Annotated in this window: 22 protein-coding genes and 1 pseudogene; all 23 read right to left on the bottom strand. The window is 65.0% G+C overall.

Going from position 1 to position 15,646, the window contains the following annotated elements:
* Positions 1-57: 57 nt before the first annotated feature.
* Positions 58-2,226, bottom strand: a complete 2,169-nt coding sequence (locus AC0L2Z_RS06310; RefSeq protein WP_473627166.1) for a DNA cytosine methyltransferase — start codon at positions 2,224-2,226, stop codon at positions 58-60.
* Complete coding sequence (locus AC0L2Z_RS06305; RefSeq protein WP_473627165.1) at positions 2,223-2,468, bottom strand: hypothetical protein; 246 nt, start codon at positions 2,466-2,468, stop codon at positions 2,223-2,225. Before AC0L2Z_RS06305 ends, AC0L2Z_RS06310 begins: the two co-directional genes overlap by 4 nt.
* Positions 2,465-3,022, bottom strand: coding sequence for a hypothetical protein (locus AC0L2Z_RS06300; RefSeq protein ID WP_473627164.1), 558 nt, complete (start codon positions 3,020-3,022; stop codon positions 2,465-2,467). The genes AC0L2Z_RS06305 and AC0L2Z_RS06300 overlap by 4 nt, the downstream gene beginning before the upstream one ends.
* The gene (locus AC0L2Z_RS06295) at positions 3,019-3,582 is read right to left on the bottom strand and encodes a DUF1643 domain-containing protein (protein WP_473627162.1); all 564 of its coding nucleotides are present in this window, start codon (positions 3,580-3,582) and stop codon (positions 3,019-3,021) included. Before AC0L2Z_RS06295 ends, AC0L2Z_RS06300 begins: the two co-directional genes overlap by 4 nt.
* Positions 3,579-3,866 (bottom strand): hypothetical protein, encoded by a 288-nt coding sequence (locus tag AC0L2Z_RS06290; protein WP_473627161.1) that lies wholly within the window; start codon positions 3,864-3,866, stop codon positions 3,579-3,581. The genes AC0L2Z_RS06295 and AC0L2Z_RS06290 overlap by 4 nt, the downstream gene beginning before the upstream one ends.
* Positions 3,863-4,153: a hypothetical protein gene (locus AC0L2Z_RS06285; protein WP_473627159.1), complete on the bottom strand. Its 291-nt coding sequence runs from the start codon at positions 4,151-4,153 to the stop codon at positions 3,863-3,865. Before AC0L2Z_RS06285 ends, AC0L2Z_RS06290 begins: the two co-directional genes overlap by 4 nt.
* Complete coding sequence (locus AC0L2Z_RS06280) at positions 4,153-4,446, bottom strand: hypothetical protein (protein ID WP_473627157.1); 294 nt, start codon at positions 4,444-4,446, stop codon at positions 4,153-4,155. The genes AC0L2Z_RS06285 and AC0L2Z_RS06280 overlap by 1 nt, the downstream gene beginning before the upstream one ends.
* The gene (locus AC0L2Z_RS06275) at positions 4,439-5,101 is read right to left on the bottom strand and encodes a hypothetical protein (RefSeq protein ID WP_473627156.1); all 663 of its coding nucleotides are present in this window, start codon (positions 5,099-5,101) and stop codon (positions 4,439-4,441) included. Before AC0L2Z_RS06275 ends, AC0L2Z_RS06280 begins: the two co-directional genes overlap by 8 nt.
* Positions 5,098-7,728, bottom strand: a complete 2,631-nt coding sequence (locus tag AC0L2Z_RS06270; RefSeq protein WP_473627155.1) for a DNA methyltransferase — start codon at positions 7,726-7,728, stop codon at positions 5,098-5,100. The genes AC0L2Z_RS06275 and AC0L2Z_RS06270 overlap by 4 nt, the downstream gene beginning before the upstream one ends.
* Positions 7,725-8,579, bottom strand: coding sequence for a DNA-methyltransferase (locus AC0L2Z_RS06265; RefSeq protein WP_473627153.1), 855 nt, complete (start codon positions 8,577-8,579; stop codon positions 7,725-7,727). The genes AC0L2Z_RS06270 and AC0L2Z_RS06265 overlap by 4 nt, the downstream gene beginning before the upstream one ends.
* The gene (locus AC0L2Z_RS06260; RefSeq protein ID WP_473627151.1) at positions 8,576-9,559 is read right to left on the bottom strand and encodes a hypothetical protein; all 984 of its coding nucleotides are present in this window, start codon (positions 9,557-9,559) and stop codon (positions 8,576-8,578) included. Before AC0L2Z_RS06260 ends, AC0L2Z_RS06265 begins: the two co-directional genes overlap by 4 nt.
* The gene (locus AC0L2Z_RS06255) at positions 9,556-10,101 is read right to left on the bottom strand and encodes a hypothetical protein (RefSeq protein ID WP_473627149.1); all 546 of its coding nucleotides are present in this window, start codon (positions 10,099-10,101) and stop codon (positions 9,556-9,558) included. Before AC0L2Z_RS06255 ends, AC0L2Z_RS06260 begins: the two co-directional genes overlap by 4 nt.
* Entirely contained in the window at positions 10,098-10,298 is a 201-nt protein-coding gene (locus tag AC0L2Z_RS06250; RefSeq protein WP_473627147.1) for a hypothetical protein, read from the bottom strand. The genes AC0L2Z_RS06255 and AC0L2Z_RS06250 overlap by 4 nt, the downstream gene beginning before the upstream one ends.
* Positions 10,295-11,671, bottom strand: coding sequence for a TRM11 family methyltransferase (locus AC0L2Z_RS06245; protein WP_473627145.1), 1,377 nt, complete (start codon positions 11,669-11,671; stop codon positions 10,295-10,297). Before AC0L2Z_RS06245 ends, AC0L2Z_RS06250 begins: the two co-directional genes overlap by 4 nt.
* Positions 11,671-12,597 (bottom strand): DUF2303 family protein, encoded by a 927-nt coding sequence (locus AC0L2Z_RS06240; RefSeq protein WP_473627143.1) that lies wholly within the window; start codon positions 12,595-12,597, stop codon positions 11,671-11,673. The genes AC0L2Z_RS06245 and AC0L2Z_RS06240 overlap by 1 nt, the downstream gene beginning before the upstream one ends.
* A 29-nt stretch (positions 12,598-12,626) precedes the next feature.
* Positions 12,627-12,995: a hypothetical protein gene (locus AC0L2Z_RS06235; protein ID WP_287260103.1), complete on the bottom strand. Its 369-nt coding sequence runs from the start codon at positions 12,993-12,995 to the stop codon at positions 12,627-12,629.
* Positions 12,992-13,189 carry a hypothetical protein gene (locus AC0L2Z_RS06230; RefSeq protein WP_473627141.1) on the bottom strand — a complete coding sequence of 66 codons (198 nt, stop codon included), beginning with the start codon at positions 13,187-13,189 and terminating at the stop codon, positions 12,992-12,994. The genes AC0L2Z_RS06235 and AC0L2Z_RS06230 overlap by 4 nt, the downstream gene beginning before the upstream one ends.
* A gap of 3 nt (positions 13,190-13,192) precedes the next feature.
* Positions 13,193-13,660, bottom strand: a complete 468-nt coding sequence (locus AC0L2Z_RS06225; RefSeq protein ID WP_473627139.1) for a hypothetical protein — start codon at positions 13,658-13,660, stop codon at positions 13,193-13,195.
* Positions 13,660-14,019 (bottom strand): hypothetical protein, encoded by a 360-nt coding sequence (locus tag AC0L2Z_RS06220; RefSeq protein ID WP_473627137.1) that lies wholly within the window; start codon positions 14,017-14,019, stop codon positions 13,660-13,662. Before AC0L2Z_RS06220 ends, AC0L2Z_RS06225 begins: the two co-directional genes overlap by 1 nt.
* Positions 14,016-14,336 (bottom strand): helix-turn-helix domain-containing protein, encoded by a 321-nt coding sequence (locus tag AC0L2Z_RS06215; protein WP_473627136.1) that lies wholly within the window; start codon positions 14,334-14,336, stop codon positions 14,016-14,018. Before AC0L2Z_RS06215 ends, AC0L2Z_RS06220 begins: the two co-directional genes overlap by 4 nt.
* On the bottom strand, positions 14,336-14,617 hold the full coding sequence (locus AC0L2Z_RS06210; RefSeq protein ID WP_473627134.1) for a hypothetical protein: 282 nt from the start codon (positions 14,615-14,617) through the stop codon (positions 14,336-14,338). The genes AC0L2Z_RS06215 and AC0L2Z_RS06210 overlap by 1 nt, the downstream gene beginning before the upstream one ends.
* A complete protein-coding gene (locus AC0L2Z_RS06205) occupies positions 14,614-15,099 on the bottom strand; it encodes a phage regulatory CII family protein (RefSeq protein WP_473627132.1) in 486 nt (161 codons plus the stop codon). Before AC0L2Z_RS06205 ends, AC0L2Z_RS06210 begins: the two co-directional genes overlap by 4 nt.
* 127 nt (positions 15,100-15,226) lie before the next feature.
* Positions 15,227-15,646, bottom strand: a pseudogene (locus AC0L2Z_RS06200) (hypothetical protein); the annotation flags it as partial.

The following is a 15,646-nucleotide window of genomic DNA, read 5'->3' as shown; positions in this document are numbered from 1 at the left end:
TTGTGCGCCCGCCAGAGAACGAGATAAGAGCCGGGCCGGCGATCAGATATGGGTTCGTCACTCCGCAGCCTCCGCGAAGGCGTGCCGGACATTGCATTCGGCCAGCAGCTTGATCATGTGCGGCGGAACGCTGTTGCCGACCAAATGATACTTTTCGGTCTTGGTCAGGCGACGCGTCTTGCCGTCGATGGTGATCTCGGCCGGCAGCGTGCCGGGCTTGAAGCCGTGGGCGGCAGCACCCTCCTCCGGCTCCAGCATGCGGATGCCGATGTCGTCGATGTAGTGCAGGACGCCCTTCACCATCACTTCGACCAGGCCATAGCGGGCCTTGCCGGTCAGCGCGCCGAGCGGCTGGCGCACGTCGTCATCCTGCTTGCCCGAGCCGAAATAGTGCTGGAGGAAGCCGAGGATCAGATTCGCATGATTTCCGCCGGCAGCGACCGTAGCCAGCGGCTCTTCAATCGGTCGCCCGTCGCGGCTCGTGCCATGCAGGTTTCCTAGCGCTGCTGCCACCAACGCGGACTTTCCTGAACCGCCCACCGTGACCGTCGGCGCAGGATCCTCGACGTCCGCTCCGATACTGGCCCCGAACTGGCGCTGAAGACTGACGGCGGCAACGCCTTGCGTCGATCCGAGCGTGACAATGGTAGACAGCGGATCCTCCGCTGATCGCCCGGGCTCGCCGGTGTTGTGCTGGGCGATGAATGCGGCGCTGACACCAACTTGCGGGCTGGTCGTGAAGGCACCAAGCGGCTCGTCGATTGGTCGGCCCGGCCGCGCCTCTTTGCTGCCGTCAACGCGCGGATCGCCGTTGTGCTGTGCTAGGAAAGCCGCGATCAGCGCATGCTTGCCGCCGCCAGCAACCTGCGCGCCGATCGGCTCCTCGACATCGAGTGCGCGGGGTAATTGCCCCTCCCGCTCGCCATAGCCGGCCTGTATGAGGCTGGCGGCGACGACAGCATGCCGAGGTGCGCCCGCCATCACCGTGTCCAACGGTTCCGTCGGCATGTAGCCGTCGCCGTTCTGATTGAACTTGGTCATGTGCGCTGCGACCAGCACCCGGTCTTCTTTGCCGGTTGTCGTGCCAAGCGGTTCCTCGAGGTCTCGCGGCGCCGACTGGGCTGCCCTCCCGCCGGCGCCAACGATGGTCGCTCCCATCATTGCGATGCCGGACGAGGTATGCAGAGTGTTAAGCGGCTCTTCGACAGATTGGACGCCATTGCGAGCCGCGGCGCTCTGCTGATCGGTGCGGATCAATGCCGGCGTCACCACCGACAGTTCGCCGCGGTGTGCCGTGGTCAACGTCCGCAGCGGCTCTCCGGCATCATGAACGCGATCCCCGCCCGAATGCGTGATCGGCACGATGAACGGCTTCGCCGCATCGACGACATAGCGCATGACGCCGCGCGCGGTGCGCCGCAGCGTCGCCTCGGCCAGCGGCTTCTTGCGGCCGAAGATCGACTTCACCGGCAGCGACCAGTCGATGATCGTATGCGCGCCGACCCAAGGCTTGAGGCCGAGCTGCTTGGCATCCTTGCGCGGGGCGTGCGTGCGCACCGGCCAGATCACCGGCCGGCCATCCGCTTGGGCGACACCGAAGAAGCGCTTGCGGATGGTCGGCACGCCATAGTCGGCGCAGATCAGCACGCGATGCTCGAAATTGTAGCCGAGCCCGCGCAGATGTTTCAGCCAGGCGCGCCAGATGCGGCCCTTGTGGCGAGGATCCGGGATCAGCCATTGCTCGGCGATTGGCACGCGCTCGCCCTTGGCGGCGACCGAGCCGTCGAGCCGCAGGACACGCCCGGTTGCCGGATCGCGCTTGGCGACCAGCGGCCCCCATGTGGTGATCTCCTGCACGTTCTCCATGGTGATCGTCTCGGGCCGCACCGCGCCGGCCCAGCGGCAAATCACCCAGGCCAGCGAACGCCGCCGCTTGCTGACCGGCTTCGATCCCTTGGCGACCGAGAAATGCGTGCAGTCCGGCGAGGCATGCAGCGCGCGCACGCCGCGCCCGTTGGTCACCTTGCGCGGATCGGCTTCGAACACGTCGCAGCGCAGGTGCCGCGTATGCGGGTGCCGCTTCTCATGCACGGCAACGGCGACCGGATCGTGGTTGATCGCGACATGGACATGGAAACCGGCCTCTTCCAGACCGTCGCAGCCGCCGCCCATGCCGGCGAACAGCACGACAGTCAGGCGGTTATCGAGGGAAAAAGGTGCGTTCATCGATCAGCCCTCGCGTCCAGCCTGGCGCCGTCGCGCGCCATTGCGAGCGTGCGGCACACCGCGTCCTCGCGCACGGCAAGCACTGCGGCGATGTCGTTGGTGTCGAATTTTCCGCTCGACCACAGGACGATGGCGGCGAGCGCGCTGGAGCCGGTCAGCCAGCCCCCCCCGAGACGCATCAGGATGCGACGAAGCTCTGCTTCCGGGATCTCGACAAGCGGGGTTTCAGCCAGTTTTTTCATCGTCCCGCCTTGCGCCATGCGTCGAAGGCGCCGCGCAGCGCTATCCACGCCTGGCTTGCCCGCCCGCCACTGTTGAGTTCTTTTCGTGATTGCACGCCGAGCAGCGAGCGCACCTTTTGCGTCACGCGTTCATCGGTCAGCGGCTTTTCCAGCCCGTGCTGCTCATGCAGGAAAACCTTGAAGGCCGCGTCCTGACACTTCATCGCGCATTCGGCGGCGAAGTTCTTCACGTCGCGCGCCATCGGTTCACCGCGTTGCTGATCGGCCCGGCGCGGTTCCGGCAGGCCGCGCAATTGGCGAATTTCGCGGAAGGCGGCATCGAGCAGCTGCAGTAGGAATCGCACCGTGTCCGGCGCGTCTGTGACGAAGGCGATCTCGTCAATCGTCGCTTCGTCGAAGCGCGCCAGCACGAACAGCTCGCCCATCTCGCCGCGCGATTCTACGAATGCCGTCTCGCCATGCACGCGCGTCCATACCGCCGGCTCGATGGCCGCCAGCGCCGCGCGGATGGCGCGCAGGCGCGCGGCATCGGGAGAGAGCGCGACGGCGTTCATGCTGAAGCCCTCCAAAGGATGGGCTTCTGATCACGCGGTATGCGGTGGACGCCACGCGCCATCGGATGCTTTGGCGCTCCGCTGGCGGTCTTTCCGAAGCAGAAGAGATCAGGCCAAGGCGCTCCGCCGGACTGGATCGCCTCAACGACATGATCGACCCATGTATCGTCCCACGCGATGGCGCCCCAACAGGCAATGACGATGTCGGCGGCCTTGGCCTCTTGAACCACGATATCGAGGTTGTGCAGCAGCGCGTCACGCGCATACCAGTCGGGGCCATTGTTTTCCCAATCCGCCATCTTGCGGCATTCGGCCGGGCTGCTGGTCACGAACGGATACATGTTCACCGCGACATAGCGGCCGTAGCCGAAGAGTTGCGACCATGCCGTCCACCAAAGGCACGTCGGATCATCGACCTTCTTGCCGGCCCTAGATGGATTGCAGCCGATGAAGCACGCCTTCGGCCCCGGTCCCCAAGCACGCGTCAGCGTGACGCGGTCGTCGCCATGGAAGGTGGCGTCGCGGTGCATCGTGTCGTGGCCGAAGAGGTCGACTTTCATGGCATCCGCCCGTGCTTGCGCATGGCGCGGCCTAGAAAGTTTGCGGCACGTTCCAGCGATTTGCGCGCGGCGATCTCGCCCACACCGAACTTTGCCTGCGCCAGCCTGTCGGCGGCGCTGGCCACCTGGCGGCAGGCCTCCATGATGTCGTCATCGGCCTTGGACTTTGGCTTTGCTACCGGCATCGCCGCAGCAAGCCGCTCGACCTCGGCGATCAACATTTCCCGCACCACCGGCGCCAGCGCGCGCGCCAGCGGATCGACATTCTTGCCGACGGCACTCACGATCCGCCTCCCGCGAATTCCGCCAGGCCGGCGCGCCAGCGCTCGGCCAACGCCGCCAAATCGGTCGGCGGCTTGCCCTCACCGTCACGCACAGCAAGTGACAGTGAGACGCGCACCGCCACGAACTTTGCGCCGGCATCGAAATCCGCGCGTCGGCATGCTCCTTCGATCACGTCGTGATACTTCAGCATGACCGAATCGGGCATGCGCAGCAGCGTGTCAGCCCGCGCCCGATCGCCGTCGGCGTCGTGAAGCTGGCGCAGGATCGGCAGCATGGAATCGGTCATCAGGAGTTCCGTGTTTCACGTTGGACAGGCGGTGTAACCAACTGTTCGGCAATGGTTTTCATGGTCACATGGCGGCGCGGGCACGGCTTGAAATAGGCGTAAGGGTCAAGGCCGGCATAGTTGCAGAGCAGCAGGTAATTGCCGGCCGACAACGTCTTTCCATTGACGGCGCGCGACAGCATCGCCCGGTCGGTATCTGGCCATTTCTGTTCTGCGACGCGCAGCGAATAGCCGAGCGAATCGAGCCGGTCTTGAAAGGCGATAGCGAATGTGTGGAAGGCGATGTCAGCCATGGCCACCGTCGTTCAGCTTGCGGTCGAGCGCGCGCTTCAGCCGCTTCAACTGGCGTTCGGTTTCAGGATCCGGCTTCCGCTCCTTTGGCTCCGGCCAATGCGTGTCGCCGCGCAGCCGCTTCGCCTCTATCGCTGCAGCATAGGAGCCGGCGGAATCCTTGCCGGGGTCGTATTCCGCCGGGCCGCACGGCGCGTGCTTGCCGCCGCCAAAGACGTATTCACGCCATGGCGTCCAGCACCAATTGCCATCCCGATTGCGCAGGAAACCCCATTTGCGCGCCGACTTTCCTTGCCAGATGATCGTGAAAATCTTGCCGGGGCCAACATCACTGACATCGACAAACGGAACGTTCTTGTTGCCCGACCAACGGCCCAGAACCCGATGCGTATGTTCGGCCGGCCGGTATGACCAACGCCACGCCGGAACGACCTGGCGCCGGACATTCATTGCAGGGAGGTCGACAACCTCTTCGACGTAGGCCGTGAGAGGAAAGGTCCAGAAATCCCACGGATGATCGTGCGGATCAGGATCAGCGTCGCCGCGGTGGAAGATATGGACGCGGAGACGCCCGATGCGAATCCGCGTCAGGAACGGTGTCGCGTGTTCGCCATCGACGCCGTAGATCGTCTCAAGGCCAAGGAAGCTTTGTGTCACTCCGCCGCCTCCAGCTCGTCGCCGATGCCAAGCATGTCGAACATGGTCGGCACGGCCATCTGCGCTTCGGCCTTGCGGCAGTAGTGCGTGCCATCATGGAAATAGGTGGCGGATAGCTCGGAGGCCTGCCCGCGCCGGCCCTTGAGGATCGCCCGGTAGGGCACGGTCATCAGGCCGCCGAACGGGTCATAGACGATGTCGCCCTTGTTCGAGTAGCGCTCGATCAGCCGGTCGACGATGTCGAACTGCAGCGGGCAGACATGCTTTTCCAAATTCTTGAACGCCTGCTCGCCGTTCAGCGTCAGCATGCGCACGACGTCGGTCCAGACAGCCTCGTGTTTTGAGGGCGGATCGAGCGTCATGTAGGTTTTCGAAAGGCTGTCCCGCGCGGCCAGTTCCTCGCCGAGCTTTACATGCATCTCGAAATCGTAGACCGCTTCTTCGCTGACCTTCTGGAACAGCGCGCGCAGCGGCTTCGGGCCGAGCCGCACCAGCTCGTCAGTGGTCAAGAGCCGGTCGCCGGAGGACGGCCAGAAGGCGTGCGCGTCGAGCTGCCAGCGCGCCAGCGTGTAGCCGCTGGCCGGCACCTGCGGCCGGCGGTCGCCGTCGCTCCAGCGCCCATGCGTGCCATCCGGCGCGATCACCAGCGGTTTATCGTGCACGACAGGCTCGTCGGCGTAGCCGCGCGAAAGGTCGCTCTGCGGCCGGCGGAACAGCAAGACATATTCCGGACAGCCGACGCCCATCTTGGTGGCGTCCTTCATCATCTCGGAATAGGTCAGCCGGTATGTCTGGTTGTTTTCCTTCACCACGTCGGTGGTGATGGTGATCATGCCGACGAACTGAAACCCGTGCTTGAGGTAGTGGAAGATCGCCTCGGCATGGAAAGGCGAGACGGTCGGCACGCCCTCGCCGGTCACGCTGCCGAACAGCACTCGGTCCTTGACGTGGATGCAGGCCAGCCGGCCGGGCTTCAGGATCCGGAACAGCTCCGGCGTCAGAAAGTCCATCTGCGCCCAAAAGTGCCCGTTGTCGTCGGTGTGGCCGAAATCATTGTAGCTCGCCGTATATTCGTAGTGGTTGGCGAAGGGGATCGAGGTGATGAGCTCGCCGACGCTGGCGCTTGCCGTCTGCCGCGCTTCGAGCACCGCATCATTATGCGCGATGACGAAGCTGTCGCCGCGTTCCTCGCGCCGCGCCACGCCGATCGAGCGTGACAGCACGTCGTCCAGCGGCAGGCCGTCCAGTCCATAGCGTCGGATGATCTCGGCCATGCGCGCCATGAGCTTTTCGTGTTCGGCCCACTTGCCCTCTAGGTTGCGGCGCACCTCGCGTTCGGCCTCAGAGAAGATGATGTCGATGCGGCACTCATGCACCTGGCCGAAGCGCACGATGCGGTGCACCGCCTGGATGAAGTCATGAAACTTGAAGCCAACGCCGACGAAGATCGCCCAGTGGCAATGCTTTTGGAAATTGTTGCCGGCGCCCGACATTTCCGGCTTTGTCGCGAGGTCGCGGAACTTGCCATCCTTGAAGCCGATGGCGTTCTTCTCGTTTGCCTCCAGCCCTTGCGTGCCATAGATCGAGCGCACCCCCGGCACCGCCGCCTCGATCGCACGGCGCTCGTCCTCGAGGTCGTGCCACAGGATGCGGTGCGCCTTAGGATCCTGCGCGATCAGCTCGACCATCTTGGCGATCCGCGCGGCCAGGCTGTCGCGCTTGGCCGCACTCGCCTGGGTGACGCCGAGCGCGGCGTTGCGGATCAGCAGGCCCTGCCCGTCGCGGTCGTAGCCGGCGGTGGAATGGTCGACCGGCACCTCGTGCCAGTTCACCGTTACCGGCGGCAGCACATAGCCTTCGTCGGGGAAGCCGAGGTCGGAAGGCGTCTGCAAAAACACCGCCCAGCTGTGCACCCACAGCCAGAACTCGTCTTCCTTGTGCGGGAACAGGGTGAGGTCGCCGGCCTTTTCCGAATTGCGCTGGAAGAACCGGGTCAACGCCTGGCCGGTGTCCATCACGCCCAAAAAACCGGCATAGTGGATCAGTTCCTTGGTGCGGTTCGGCGACGGCGTCGCGGTGGCGACGAACTTGAAGCGCACCGCCTTGAACAGCGGCAGGAACGTCTGGAAGGTTTTCGTACCGTAGCCGCGCAGAACCGCCGCCTCGTCCAGGCTCGCCCCTACGAACCGCGACACGTCGATCTTGCCGGCAAGCACGCTCTCGTAGTTGGTCAGGTAGATCGTGTCTTCGTCATCAATGCCGGCATCGCTCTGGATGAACTTCAGCTTGACGGCGCAGTCGCCCTGAAAGCGCTCTTCCGCTTCGGCGAAGAACTCATGCCGGACGCCGAGCGGAATGACGATCAGCCTGAGACCAGGCGCGAACCGCCCGACCAGCCGCATCAGCTCGATCTGCATGAAAGTCTTGTGCAGGCCGAACGATGCGAAGATGGCGCGGCTGCCGCCCTTCAGCGCCCAGCGCACGATCGCGCGGCAATGCGGCGCGCCGGCCGGGTTGATGTCATCGGCCGCGACGTCGAAGCCGTCGGCCTTGGCCAGCTGCATCTTGCCGCGCAGGAAGTCGAGATAAGGATCTTCGATGGGGGAAAGCGAGACGGGCGCGTTCATGCAACCTCCCCAAAATCGAATGAAGGTTGCGCGGTGGCAGGACCGGTCAGGCGAGCACTAGCCGCCGTCAGCGCATCCTGCGAAATATCGATGCCGATCGATTTGCGCTGCAGCCTGGTTGCCGCGACCAGCGCCGTCCCACTGCCGCAGGTGGGATCGAGGACCACATTGCCCGGCAATGTCGCTGCCCTGATCAACTCTTCGAGGAGTGCAATCGGCTTCTGGGTCGGGTAGCCGACCCGCTCCTTGTCGGTTGGCCCAAGCGGTGCGGCAACTGCAAAGTCGTCAAAGCGGCCGAAGCCTTCTCCGGTGATCGGATCGCCGTCCAGCGTGCCGATCCGCCACAGCCGCCATTTGGCAGCGCGCGAACGGCCATAGCAGGCGATCGTGTCGTGGATCCTGCCGAATCCCTTGACATTGCCGTGACCGCCCAGCGTGCGCACCCAGACAAGCGTGCCGATGGCATTCTCAGGCCCGAACACCGCATCGCACAGCAGCCGCAGTTCGGCGCCCATCGTGTCGTCGAAATGGAGCCACAGGGTGCCCGTTAATTTCAGGACGCGCCGAAGCTCCACGACGATGCCGGCCATGACGCCGAGATAGGCGCGCGCCGACTTGGTCCGGGCTACGGCTGCAAGCAGCGCTACGCCGGCCGGCGAATGCCGCTGCAGGGCCGCCCAGCCCGCCGATGACGCCGCCGACCATTCCCACCGATCGTCGAACGATCCTGCCTTGCCGGTCCACACCTTTTCGTTGCCGAACGGCGGGTCCGAGTAGACCATATCGGCCGAGGCGTCGGCGATTTCCGTGCGCAGGACATCGGCGGCCGGACCAAGCAGCAGGCGGCTCATAGCGCCACCTGCTTTGCGTTGTGCTTGGCGTTGCTGAGGACGACGGACACCGCTGACGGCGTCGATTCCGTCATCGCCGCCAGTTGCGCCCGATTGAGGTCAGGCCGCGCGGCCGCAAGTGAAAGGATCCTATCGCGCTTGGATTCCGACTTCGCGTATGGCGAGGCGCCTTCATGCGCGAGAAGATCGACAAACCAGAACTTGTCGACCTTACGGATGTCGACGACAGCGACATTGTCTATGACGAAGCGGGCGACGTCGCGCCGATGAATCCACCAGAAATCGTCGGTCGCGGTCGCCTCTCGCCGCACTGCCCGCAACCATCCTTTCGCGATCCACGCGGCAACGGTCTTGCGGTCGACGCCCATGACGCCGGCGAGTTGGTTGGCATTGAGGTGGTGCGGGTCGGTGCGATCGGCACCGAGGCGCTTGAGCCTGACGATGATCGCCGTTTCGGTGCGATCGAACCCTTTCGCTTTCAACATCCGGCGTAGCGTGGCGGGCGCCTTGTGCGCATTGTCGCCGATCAGGTCGAGTTCGGCCTCGCACCATGGCGCCTGTTTGAAGCGCGGCGTCACCAGGCCGAGCTTGGCCGCCCGCTTCGACACCCACCAGCGCGGGCGGCCGCAGGTCGCGGCGCATCGCTGGACGTCGTTCTTGCTCGGCAGCTTCTGATAGGCGCGGCGGATGATGGCGTCGATCGCCTCACTCGACGTCCACGCCAGCCTTTCGTTGACCTTGCCGTTGGCGCCCGGCACGCGCAGGCCAAGCACGGCGGCGCGCTGGTAGATCGACGACGCCGTGCGACCAGGCAGGGCAGCGAGACAAGCAGTGACGCCGCCGCCCGGATAGGTGGCGCGCAACAGTTTCTCTTCGCGACCGGTCCAAAATCGCTTGGCGCCGGCGCGCCGAGCGCCGACGACCGGGTTATGGTCGAGCAGCTCGCGGACACCGCTGACCTCGCGCGCGGCGATGTTCATGGTGCACCTGTCGGTTGGCCGAAGAGATTGAGCTGGTCCTCACGCTTTGGCCCGCGTGATCGCATGAGGCTTTGGCCAGCTGCGGCTCGACAAGCACTCAAGGCGTTTTCGGCACCGCCCAAAGCATCGACATCAATGGAGGAGATGAACGCCAGAGCGGCATCCATGTCTGCCACCGCCGTGAAGGCTGCCGCCGCGGCGCTGCGGAAATGATGCGAGAGCAAGCGAACGTCGAACGCCTCGCCGGCGATGTCTCGCCGATCAACGTCCCATGTTGCGGAACCGCCCTCCAGTCGCTCGACCGACAGCGCCTTCGCCAACCGGGAGGCCTCGACAAGCGCCTGGACAATCGTCAGGGCGCTATGTTCCGGCCCGGAACGCGCCAGGTCGACCGCGTCGGCGAAGCGGCGCGCAACTCCCTCTTCGTTGAAAGATAGCGTTAGGGTGACCTGCTCGGCTCCCATATCGAGCGTCACAAACGAACCGTTGCGATGCGAGCCGACGAAATCCCCGACAACAGACGAAGTGATCTGAGTAGTCATGCCGGCACCGCCTTCTCAGCCGATGCGGCCTTCTGGACCCGATCGAGATCACGGCCGATCATTGCGTGTTGAACGCGCAATGCGGCGAGGTGCGCTGCCATCTCATTCGCGGGGATTTCGTCAATCCGCTTCAGCAAGCGGCGCATCTCAAGCGCGTCGGCGCGGGCGAAGGCCAGATGTCTCTCAAATTCGCTCATGCCGGCACCGCCTTGCGCGGTCGGCCGCGCTTAGGCTTTGGCGCCTCTTCGGCGACGGGCGCCAGATCGGCTTCGACGATGGGCGTGAGGTCGGCCAGCCTCGCGGCTTCATCCGCGCCCAGATCGTCGCCGCGCGCCTTGAGACGGTTGTATTCGGCGTAATCCTTCAACGCGTCGCGGAAGCCACGCCTGCCCTCTAGCTTATCCGGCCCAATCAAGCTCGCGCCTTCGAACACCTTCCAGTCGACGCGCAGCATCTCGGTCGGTCCGTCATAGCTTTCGCTGCCATCTGCCTGTGGCCGTAGCTCCCAGATGAACCAGGCGGTGTTCATGCGGCTGGACGCTTCCGGGCCATCCCAGCCGTCGCGGTGCATCATCGGCAGGCGGCGGCTTAAGACGTAGAGGCGCGAAGGCGGCATCACATCCATGGCGAAGCAGCGGTCGGGATCATCGAAGCCGCAGAGGAAATTGAGGTTGAGCAGCAGCGCCATCTTGCGTGGCCGGTGCACGCGCAGCGCATGCGCGACGAACGCGTTGAGCGCCTGCCCGTAGGGCGGGTTGGTGACGATGTCCGGGCAGTCCTTCCGCGCCGTCGTGGAGAGAAAGTCGCCGACCTCCTGCACTTCGCCATCACGGCTGTGCGTGCCGTAGTCGATGAGATCGGAGAGCGTTACCTCGTATCCCGCATCTTCCAGAACGCGCGAGATCGCGCCGCGTCCGCAGGCGGGTTCCCAGACGGTCGGGCCAAACCGCGTCAGCGACAGCAGCGCGCGCATCGCTTCGACAGGCGTCTCATAAAGATTGTTTCCGCGCTCGGCTGCCGTCGCGCTGTCAGTGCCGACGGCGGCGCGCAGGTTCGGCCTGGTCGGCGGCAGGTCCGCCGCGGCGCGCTTCAGCCCGGCGCGGGTCGGTTCGGTGCCAGCGGCAAGCATCTGGTCGAGAGCCCGGCGAACGATGCCCGGATCCTGCTCGATGGCATCGCGCATCTGCCTCGCCTCGAACACCTGCTTGCGGTTCAGCCCGGCTTCCTCCGCAGTGAAACCGTTCCCGTCCGGAACGGTTTTTGGGCGGCCACCCTTGGCCGCGCCGGCCGACTGGGCAGCATCGTATTCATCGGCAAGCCGGCGCTTGGCCAAGCTCTCGATTTCGAGGGAATCCGCCTGGACGCGATAGGTCGCGCCGATCAATTCGTCATGCGCCTTCTTCGCCTTTTGCAGGCGGGCCGTGCGCTTGGCCATGTCATAGACAGTCGACGCCATGTCCCGCGCGGCCAACACCTCGGCGGCGCTGGTCGCGCGCGCGAGTGCGGCTGCCGCCTCTTTCACAAGAGACGGCAGCTGCGTTTCAGAAGCGATGGCGAGCGCTGTCGGCATCAGGCCTCCGGCGCGCCTTCGAAGGCCGGCAGGCCGGTGGCCTTAGCAGCGGCCTCGAGGTCACTCTCCACCTGCTCGCGCAGGAAGAACTCCCAGCGATAGAGCTGGTAGAACCACATGACCTTGCCGCTGGCGACGCGATAGCGCAGCCGGGCCGGAATGCGCACCGCATCGCCGTCGACGAAAGCCGGCACCGAAAGCATGAACACGCCGGGCACGACGATCGCCTCGCCCTTGGCGTTCTGATGCTCTTCGGAGAACTCGACCACGCGTTCGCCGGTTTGCAGGCGAATGCCCTGCTTGGCGCGCGCTGCGACGAACACTTCCAGGTGACGCGACAGGGAGACGACTTCGGAAGGCGTCGCCATCTTTTCCTTAAACTGCAGCTCATATTCGCTGATCTCGCCTTCCGTCGGCGCGGCCAGTTCGGCGGCATGCTCTTCCAGGAAGGCGGCAAAGACTTCCTGTTCCATCGGCTTGGCGTTGGCGCTGACCCATGCCTTGAATTCTTCGGTCAGCGGAAACGCATAGACAACGCGATGGTCGGCGGGGCGAACCTCGGCCTGGGCGGCATTGTAGTTGAGCACGGCGGTTAGCTTTGGCTCCGGCCAGGCGCACTTTCCGAACAACGCGGACTGAGCGTCCTTGTGCCGATTGATCAGGTTGATGAAGCTCTCGAGCGTCTCGGCCCGGGCCGTGCCCTTGCGCCGGTCTTTGACGTCTCGGAACTCCTGCACCAGGCCCTTCAGCGACTTGAAGCTGGAGGTCGTGCGGTCGAAGGCGACCGGGATGTTGCCTGGGAGATTGTCGCCGAGTCCCGTAGTGTCGATAATGATGATTTCGGGTGCCGCCGCCTGCTTGGCGAGGGCTGTCACGAGTTCGATGGCATGTGGTTCGATAGGCACTTTCGTCTGCGCGTCGGCCATGGCCGGGTCCTTTCTAGGGTTGGGAAAAATCAGGAGGCCGCGGCTTCCTCGCCTTCGTCGTCATCCTCGCTTTGGCGCGAGGCAGCCGCGCGCGGCGCGCGGAACATGTCGATCTGGTTGGGGTGCTCGACCGAAAGCTGCCCGTCGATCGCCCAGAACGGCGTCTTCATGAACTTGACCGTGTCGGGCAGTTTCGCCTTGGCATCGGCCTTGATGTCGATGCGGCCAAGCTCATAGTCGAGCGTGATCTTGACGATGATCTCGGCCTTGCACTTGTCGGCCGGGCACTCCTCGACCGCCTGAATCGCTTCGTTCAGAAGCTTGTCGCAATGGCGTGAGAAATCGCCACGCGACAGCAGGCCGAGCATTTCACGGAAGGTGCGGAGCACGCGGCTCATGGTCCAGTCCTTTCAGGATTGAGGGGAAGCTTCTCTTCGGCCTTCAGCCGCTCACGCACGCGCTCGCCGATGTATCCGACGTCATTGGCGAGGCTGCGTGCCTGGCCGTCGTCGTCTTCGCCGCGCATGATCTTGGCGAGGAAATCGAGGGTCACGGAAGCCAGTGCCAGGCGGTCTTTCAGCGGCAGGTTCATCGCTCAGAGCCCCTCGCCGATGACGCGATAGGTTGCACCGACGCCCATCTTGCCTTTGCGCACCGTCTCCAGCAGACCCGCATCGATCAGCGTTTTGGCGAGCCGGCCGGTCGAGGCGTGGTCGCAGCCGATGTCTTCAGCGAGCAGCGTCTGGAAGCGCTGGACCTTGCCATTCTCGTCGGCATGGACGCGAAGCGCGCACCACAGCTTCGCGGCCATCAGCGCGATGTGGTGGCGCTTGCTGAACGCGACCACATCGAACGCCGCGGCGTCGAAAGTAGCCAGCTTAGGCGCATTTGGCCGAGCATCGAGGATGCTCTCGAAATGCCGCTGCACGAAGGCTGTAACGCTGATGCCGGCCTTGCGTGCTGCCGCCTCAATCTTGGCGTTCATGGCGCGGTCGCACCGCACCGAAAACCGATAGAAGGCCTCGGCCTGATCGATGTTTTCTGCCCGATGAAACGCGCCCATCAAAAACCCCTCGGCGGAACGAACAGGCAGATGGTCTTTCCGTCATTGGCACCGGCGACAGAGCACCAGTGGAACTTGCCGTCAGGACTTTGCCTGATCTTCGGATCGGACATGTTGATCAGTTCGCCGGTGCGGCGGATCTCATAGCCGCGCGCGCCCTCGACGATGTCGGCGTCTGCCACCTCGCGGCAGTCGTAGCCGGAGCAGCAGGAGAACGGGTAGGCCCACCCCGTCGGCGCAACTGCGGTTGACTTTGCGTCGTGCGGCCACGCGTCGGTGGCACAGATCGCAACAATGCCGAGCGCCATGCCGCCTATGGCAAGGCCAACTGCGCAGGCTGCCGGAAGGGAATGGATCATGCTTTCGCCCCTGTTTTGCGCCAGGCTTTGAGGATTCGTGCGATGGTCGCCTCGGTCACGCCCGTCGCTTTCGAGATCGCGGCAACGTCACCATGACCGGCGCAGGCGAAAACCAGCGTGACCTGGCGATCCAGCTCGGCATCGTCGACGGGCGCGGCGCGCTCCTGGCCGATGCGCGCGGCGAAGCCTGCCTCGAACAGCAGCTTGGCGTAGCCTGTCGGCGTCAGGCCCTGCTCACGGGCGCGCTTGGTGATGGCGTCGAACACCTTCGGCGAGACCTGGATGGCGAACTGCTTGCGCTCGGCCGGCTCGAACATCAGGCCAGCCTTTCCAGCACGCGCGGCGCGGCTCGCTCGGCTCCGGTGCCGCGCCCTTCGGTCAGGCGGCGGTGGAATCGGCAGTAGCAGCGACCGGGAGCGCCCGGCAGCCAGTCGGCTTCGGACACTTGCGCGGCGCAGAAGCGCGTGGCGACACCTTCGCCCCGCAGCGGGAACCGGCACTGATGGGTGTCGAGGTCGGCCAGCACGCGGCCCATGCCGTTACTGCCGGCAGCCAGCGGCGCATCACGCCCGGCGATCATGTCGAACACGGTCCTCATTCGCCGCCCACCACCTTGAGCCCGCCGGAGGCACGGGCAGACGCCACCACCTTGCGATACTCGGACAGCGCGTCGACCAGGGCGGCCAGCGAACGGTCGATCCGCCCACTTTCAGACGGGGTGAGCTTGCCGTCGGCGAAGGCGATGGCGCCTTCGGTCATCAGTTCGCCCATCCGAACAACCGCGTCGGCATGGACCGCCATCAGCGACCCATTGGCGGCAACCGCCTCGACGTCCGCCAAACGGCGACCGCGAACGGCGACAATCGCCTCACTCATGTCGAAGCGCCCGGATTCCTCTTCCAGCGCGAAGATCGCCGGCAGTTCCATCAGTTCCGGGCTGTCGAGATTGTTCCAGCGGCCGACCACGCTTTTGGAATAGGAGCAGACTTCCGCGGCGCGCTCGATGCCGCCGGCGGCGGCGATCAGGTCGCGCTGCTTGGCCTTGAGCAGGAAGTGGCGGGCATTGGCATGTGGCACCATGGCTTGTCCTCGCGGCAATAAGGTTTCCCGCGCCGGGAAATCCCGGCGCTGTTTCCCGTGGCGGGAAAGGTTTTTCAGGTTCAGTGTACGGGCGTCAGTTCAACTCAAGGCCCGTCAGATGATGAATTCATGGTCCGCCCCGAAATCGATTGGCCGCCTTGCGGGCAAAGCCCGGCAGGTCGGCAAGGTCGCCAATGTCTTGCGCCCCGCGCGCCAGCAGCGGCGACAGGCCGATGGCCTCGCCGGCAGATGCGATCAGGGCAGCGACGATGTCGCGCTCGGGTCGGCCCTCATGGGCGGCGACCAGCGACAGGATGAAGGCCGAGGCTTCGGAAAGGGCGACTGCTCCGGCGGAACAGCTGGTAACAACCGGGGCGGCGCCCTTGTCCTTCTCGCACGCCCCGTCGATGTAACGGGAAAAAGCCGCGGCGGGCGGGGGGGGGGGGGGCGCGGGGGGCGCGGGGCAACGAAGGAAGGCGTGGGTGGGCGGGGGAGTGGGGGAAAGAGGGACCAGGCCGCCCCGGGAATAGGGAATGTAGGGGGGGCC

It is taken from the genome of Mesorhizobium sp. WSM4850 (genome assembly GCF_055811735.1).
Note: the sequence above shows the minus strand (reverse complement) of the source record. Positions and strands in the feature narration are given on the sequence as shown.

Bases quoted from the DNA above. Each gene is read 5' to 3' on its own strand.
- AC0L2Z_RS06310 (WP_473627166.1), bottom strand. From the start codon at position 2,226: ATGAACGCACCTTTTTCCCTCGATAACCGCCTGACTGTCGTGCTGTTC.
- AC0L2Z_RS06305 (WP_473627165.1), bottom strand. From the start codon at position 2,468: ATGAAAAAACTGGCTGAAACCCCGCTTGTCGAGATCCCGGAAGCAGAG.
- AC0L2Z_RS06300 (WP_473627164.1), bottom strand. From the start codon at position 3,022: ATGAACGCCGTCGCGCTCTCTCCCGATGCCGCGCGCCTGCGCGCCATC.
- AC0L2Z_RS06295 (WP_473627162.1), bottom strand. From the start codon at position 3,582: ATGAAAGTCGACCTCTTCGGCCACGACACGATGCACCGCGACGCCACC.
- AC0L2Z_RS06285 (WP_473627159.1), bottom strand. From the start codon at position 4,153: ATGACCGATTCCATGCTGCCGATCCTGCGCCAGCTTCACGACGCCGAC.
- AC0L2Z_RS06280 (WP_473627157.1), bottom strand. From the start codon at position 4,446: ATGGCTGACATCGCCTTCCACACATTCGCTATCGCCTTTCAAGACCGG.
- AC0L2Z_RS06270 (WP_473627155.1), bottom strand. From the start codon at position 7,728: ATGAACGCGCCCGTCTCGCTTTCCCCCATCGAAGATCCTTATCTCGAC.
- AC0L2Z_RS06265 (WP_473627153.1), bottom strand. From the start codon at position 8,579: ATGAGCCGCCTGCTGCTTGGTCCGGCCGCCGATGTCCTGCGCACGGAA.
- AC0L2Z_RS06260 (WP_473627151.1), bottom strand. From the start codon at position 9,559: ATGAACATCGCCGCGCGCGAGGTCAGCGGTGTCCGCGAGCTGCTCGAC.
- AC0L2Z_RS06255 (WP_473627149.1), bottom strand. From the start codon at position 10,101: ATGACTACTCAGATCACTTCGTCTGTTGTCGGGGATTTCGTCGGCTCG.
- AC0L2Z_RS06250 (WP_473627147.1), bottom strand. From the start codon at position 10,298: ATGAGCGAATTTGAGAGACATCTGGCCTTCGCCCGCGCCGACGCGCTT.
- AC0L2Z_RS06245 (WP_473627145.1), bottom strand. From the start codon at position 11,671: ATGCCGACAGCGCTCGCCATCGCTTCTGAAACGCAGCTGCCGTCTCTT.
- AC0L2Z_RS06240 (WP_473627143.1), bottom strand. From the start codon at position 12,597: ATGGCCGACGCGCAGACGAAAGTGCCTATCGAACCACATGCCATCGAA.
- AC0L2Z_RS06235 (WP_287260103.1), bottom strand. From the start codon at position 12,995: ATGAGCCGCGTGCTCCGCACCTTCCGTGAAATGCTCGGCCTGCTGTCG.
- AC0L2Z_RS06230 (WP_473627141.1), bottom strand. From the start codon at position 13,189: ATGAACCTGCCGCTGAAAGACCGCCTGGCACTGGCTTCCGTGACCCTC.
- AC0L2Z_RS06225 (WP_473627139.1), bottom strand. From the start codon at position 13,660: ATGGGCGCGTTTCATCGGGCAGAAAACATCGATCAGGCCGAGGCCTTC.
- AC0L2Z_RS06220 (WP_473627137.1), bottom strand. From the start codon at position 14,019: ATGATCCATTCCCTTCCGGCAGCCTGCGCAGTTGGCCTTGCCATAGGC.
- AC0L2Z_RS06215 (WP_473627136.1), bottom strand. From the start codon at position 14,336: ATGTTCGAGCCGGCCGAGCGCAAGCAGTTCGCCATCCAGGTCTCGCCG.
- AC0L2Z_RS06210 (WP_473627134.1), bottom strand. From the start codon at position 14,617: ATGAGGACCGTGTTCGACATGATCGCCGGGCGTGATGCGCCGCTGGCT.
- AC0L2Z_RS06205 (WP_473627132.1), bottom strand. From the start codon at position 15,099: ATGGTGCCACATGCCAATGCCCGCCACTTCCTGCTCAAGGCCAAGCAG.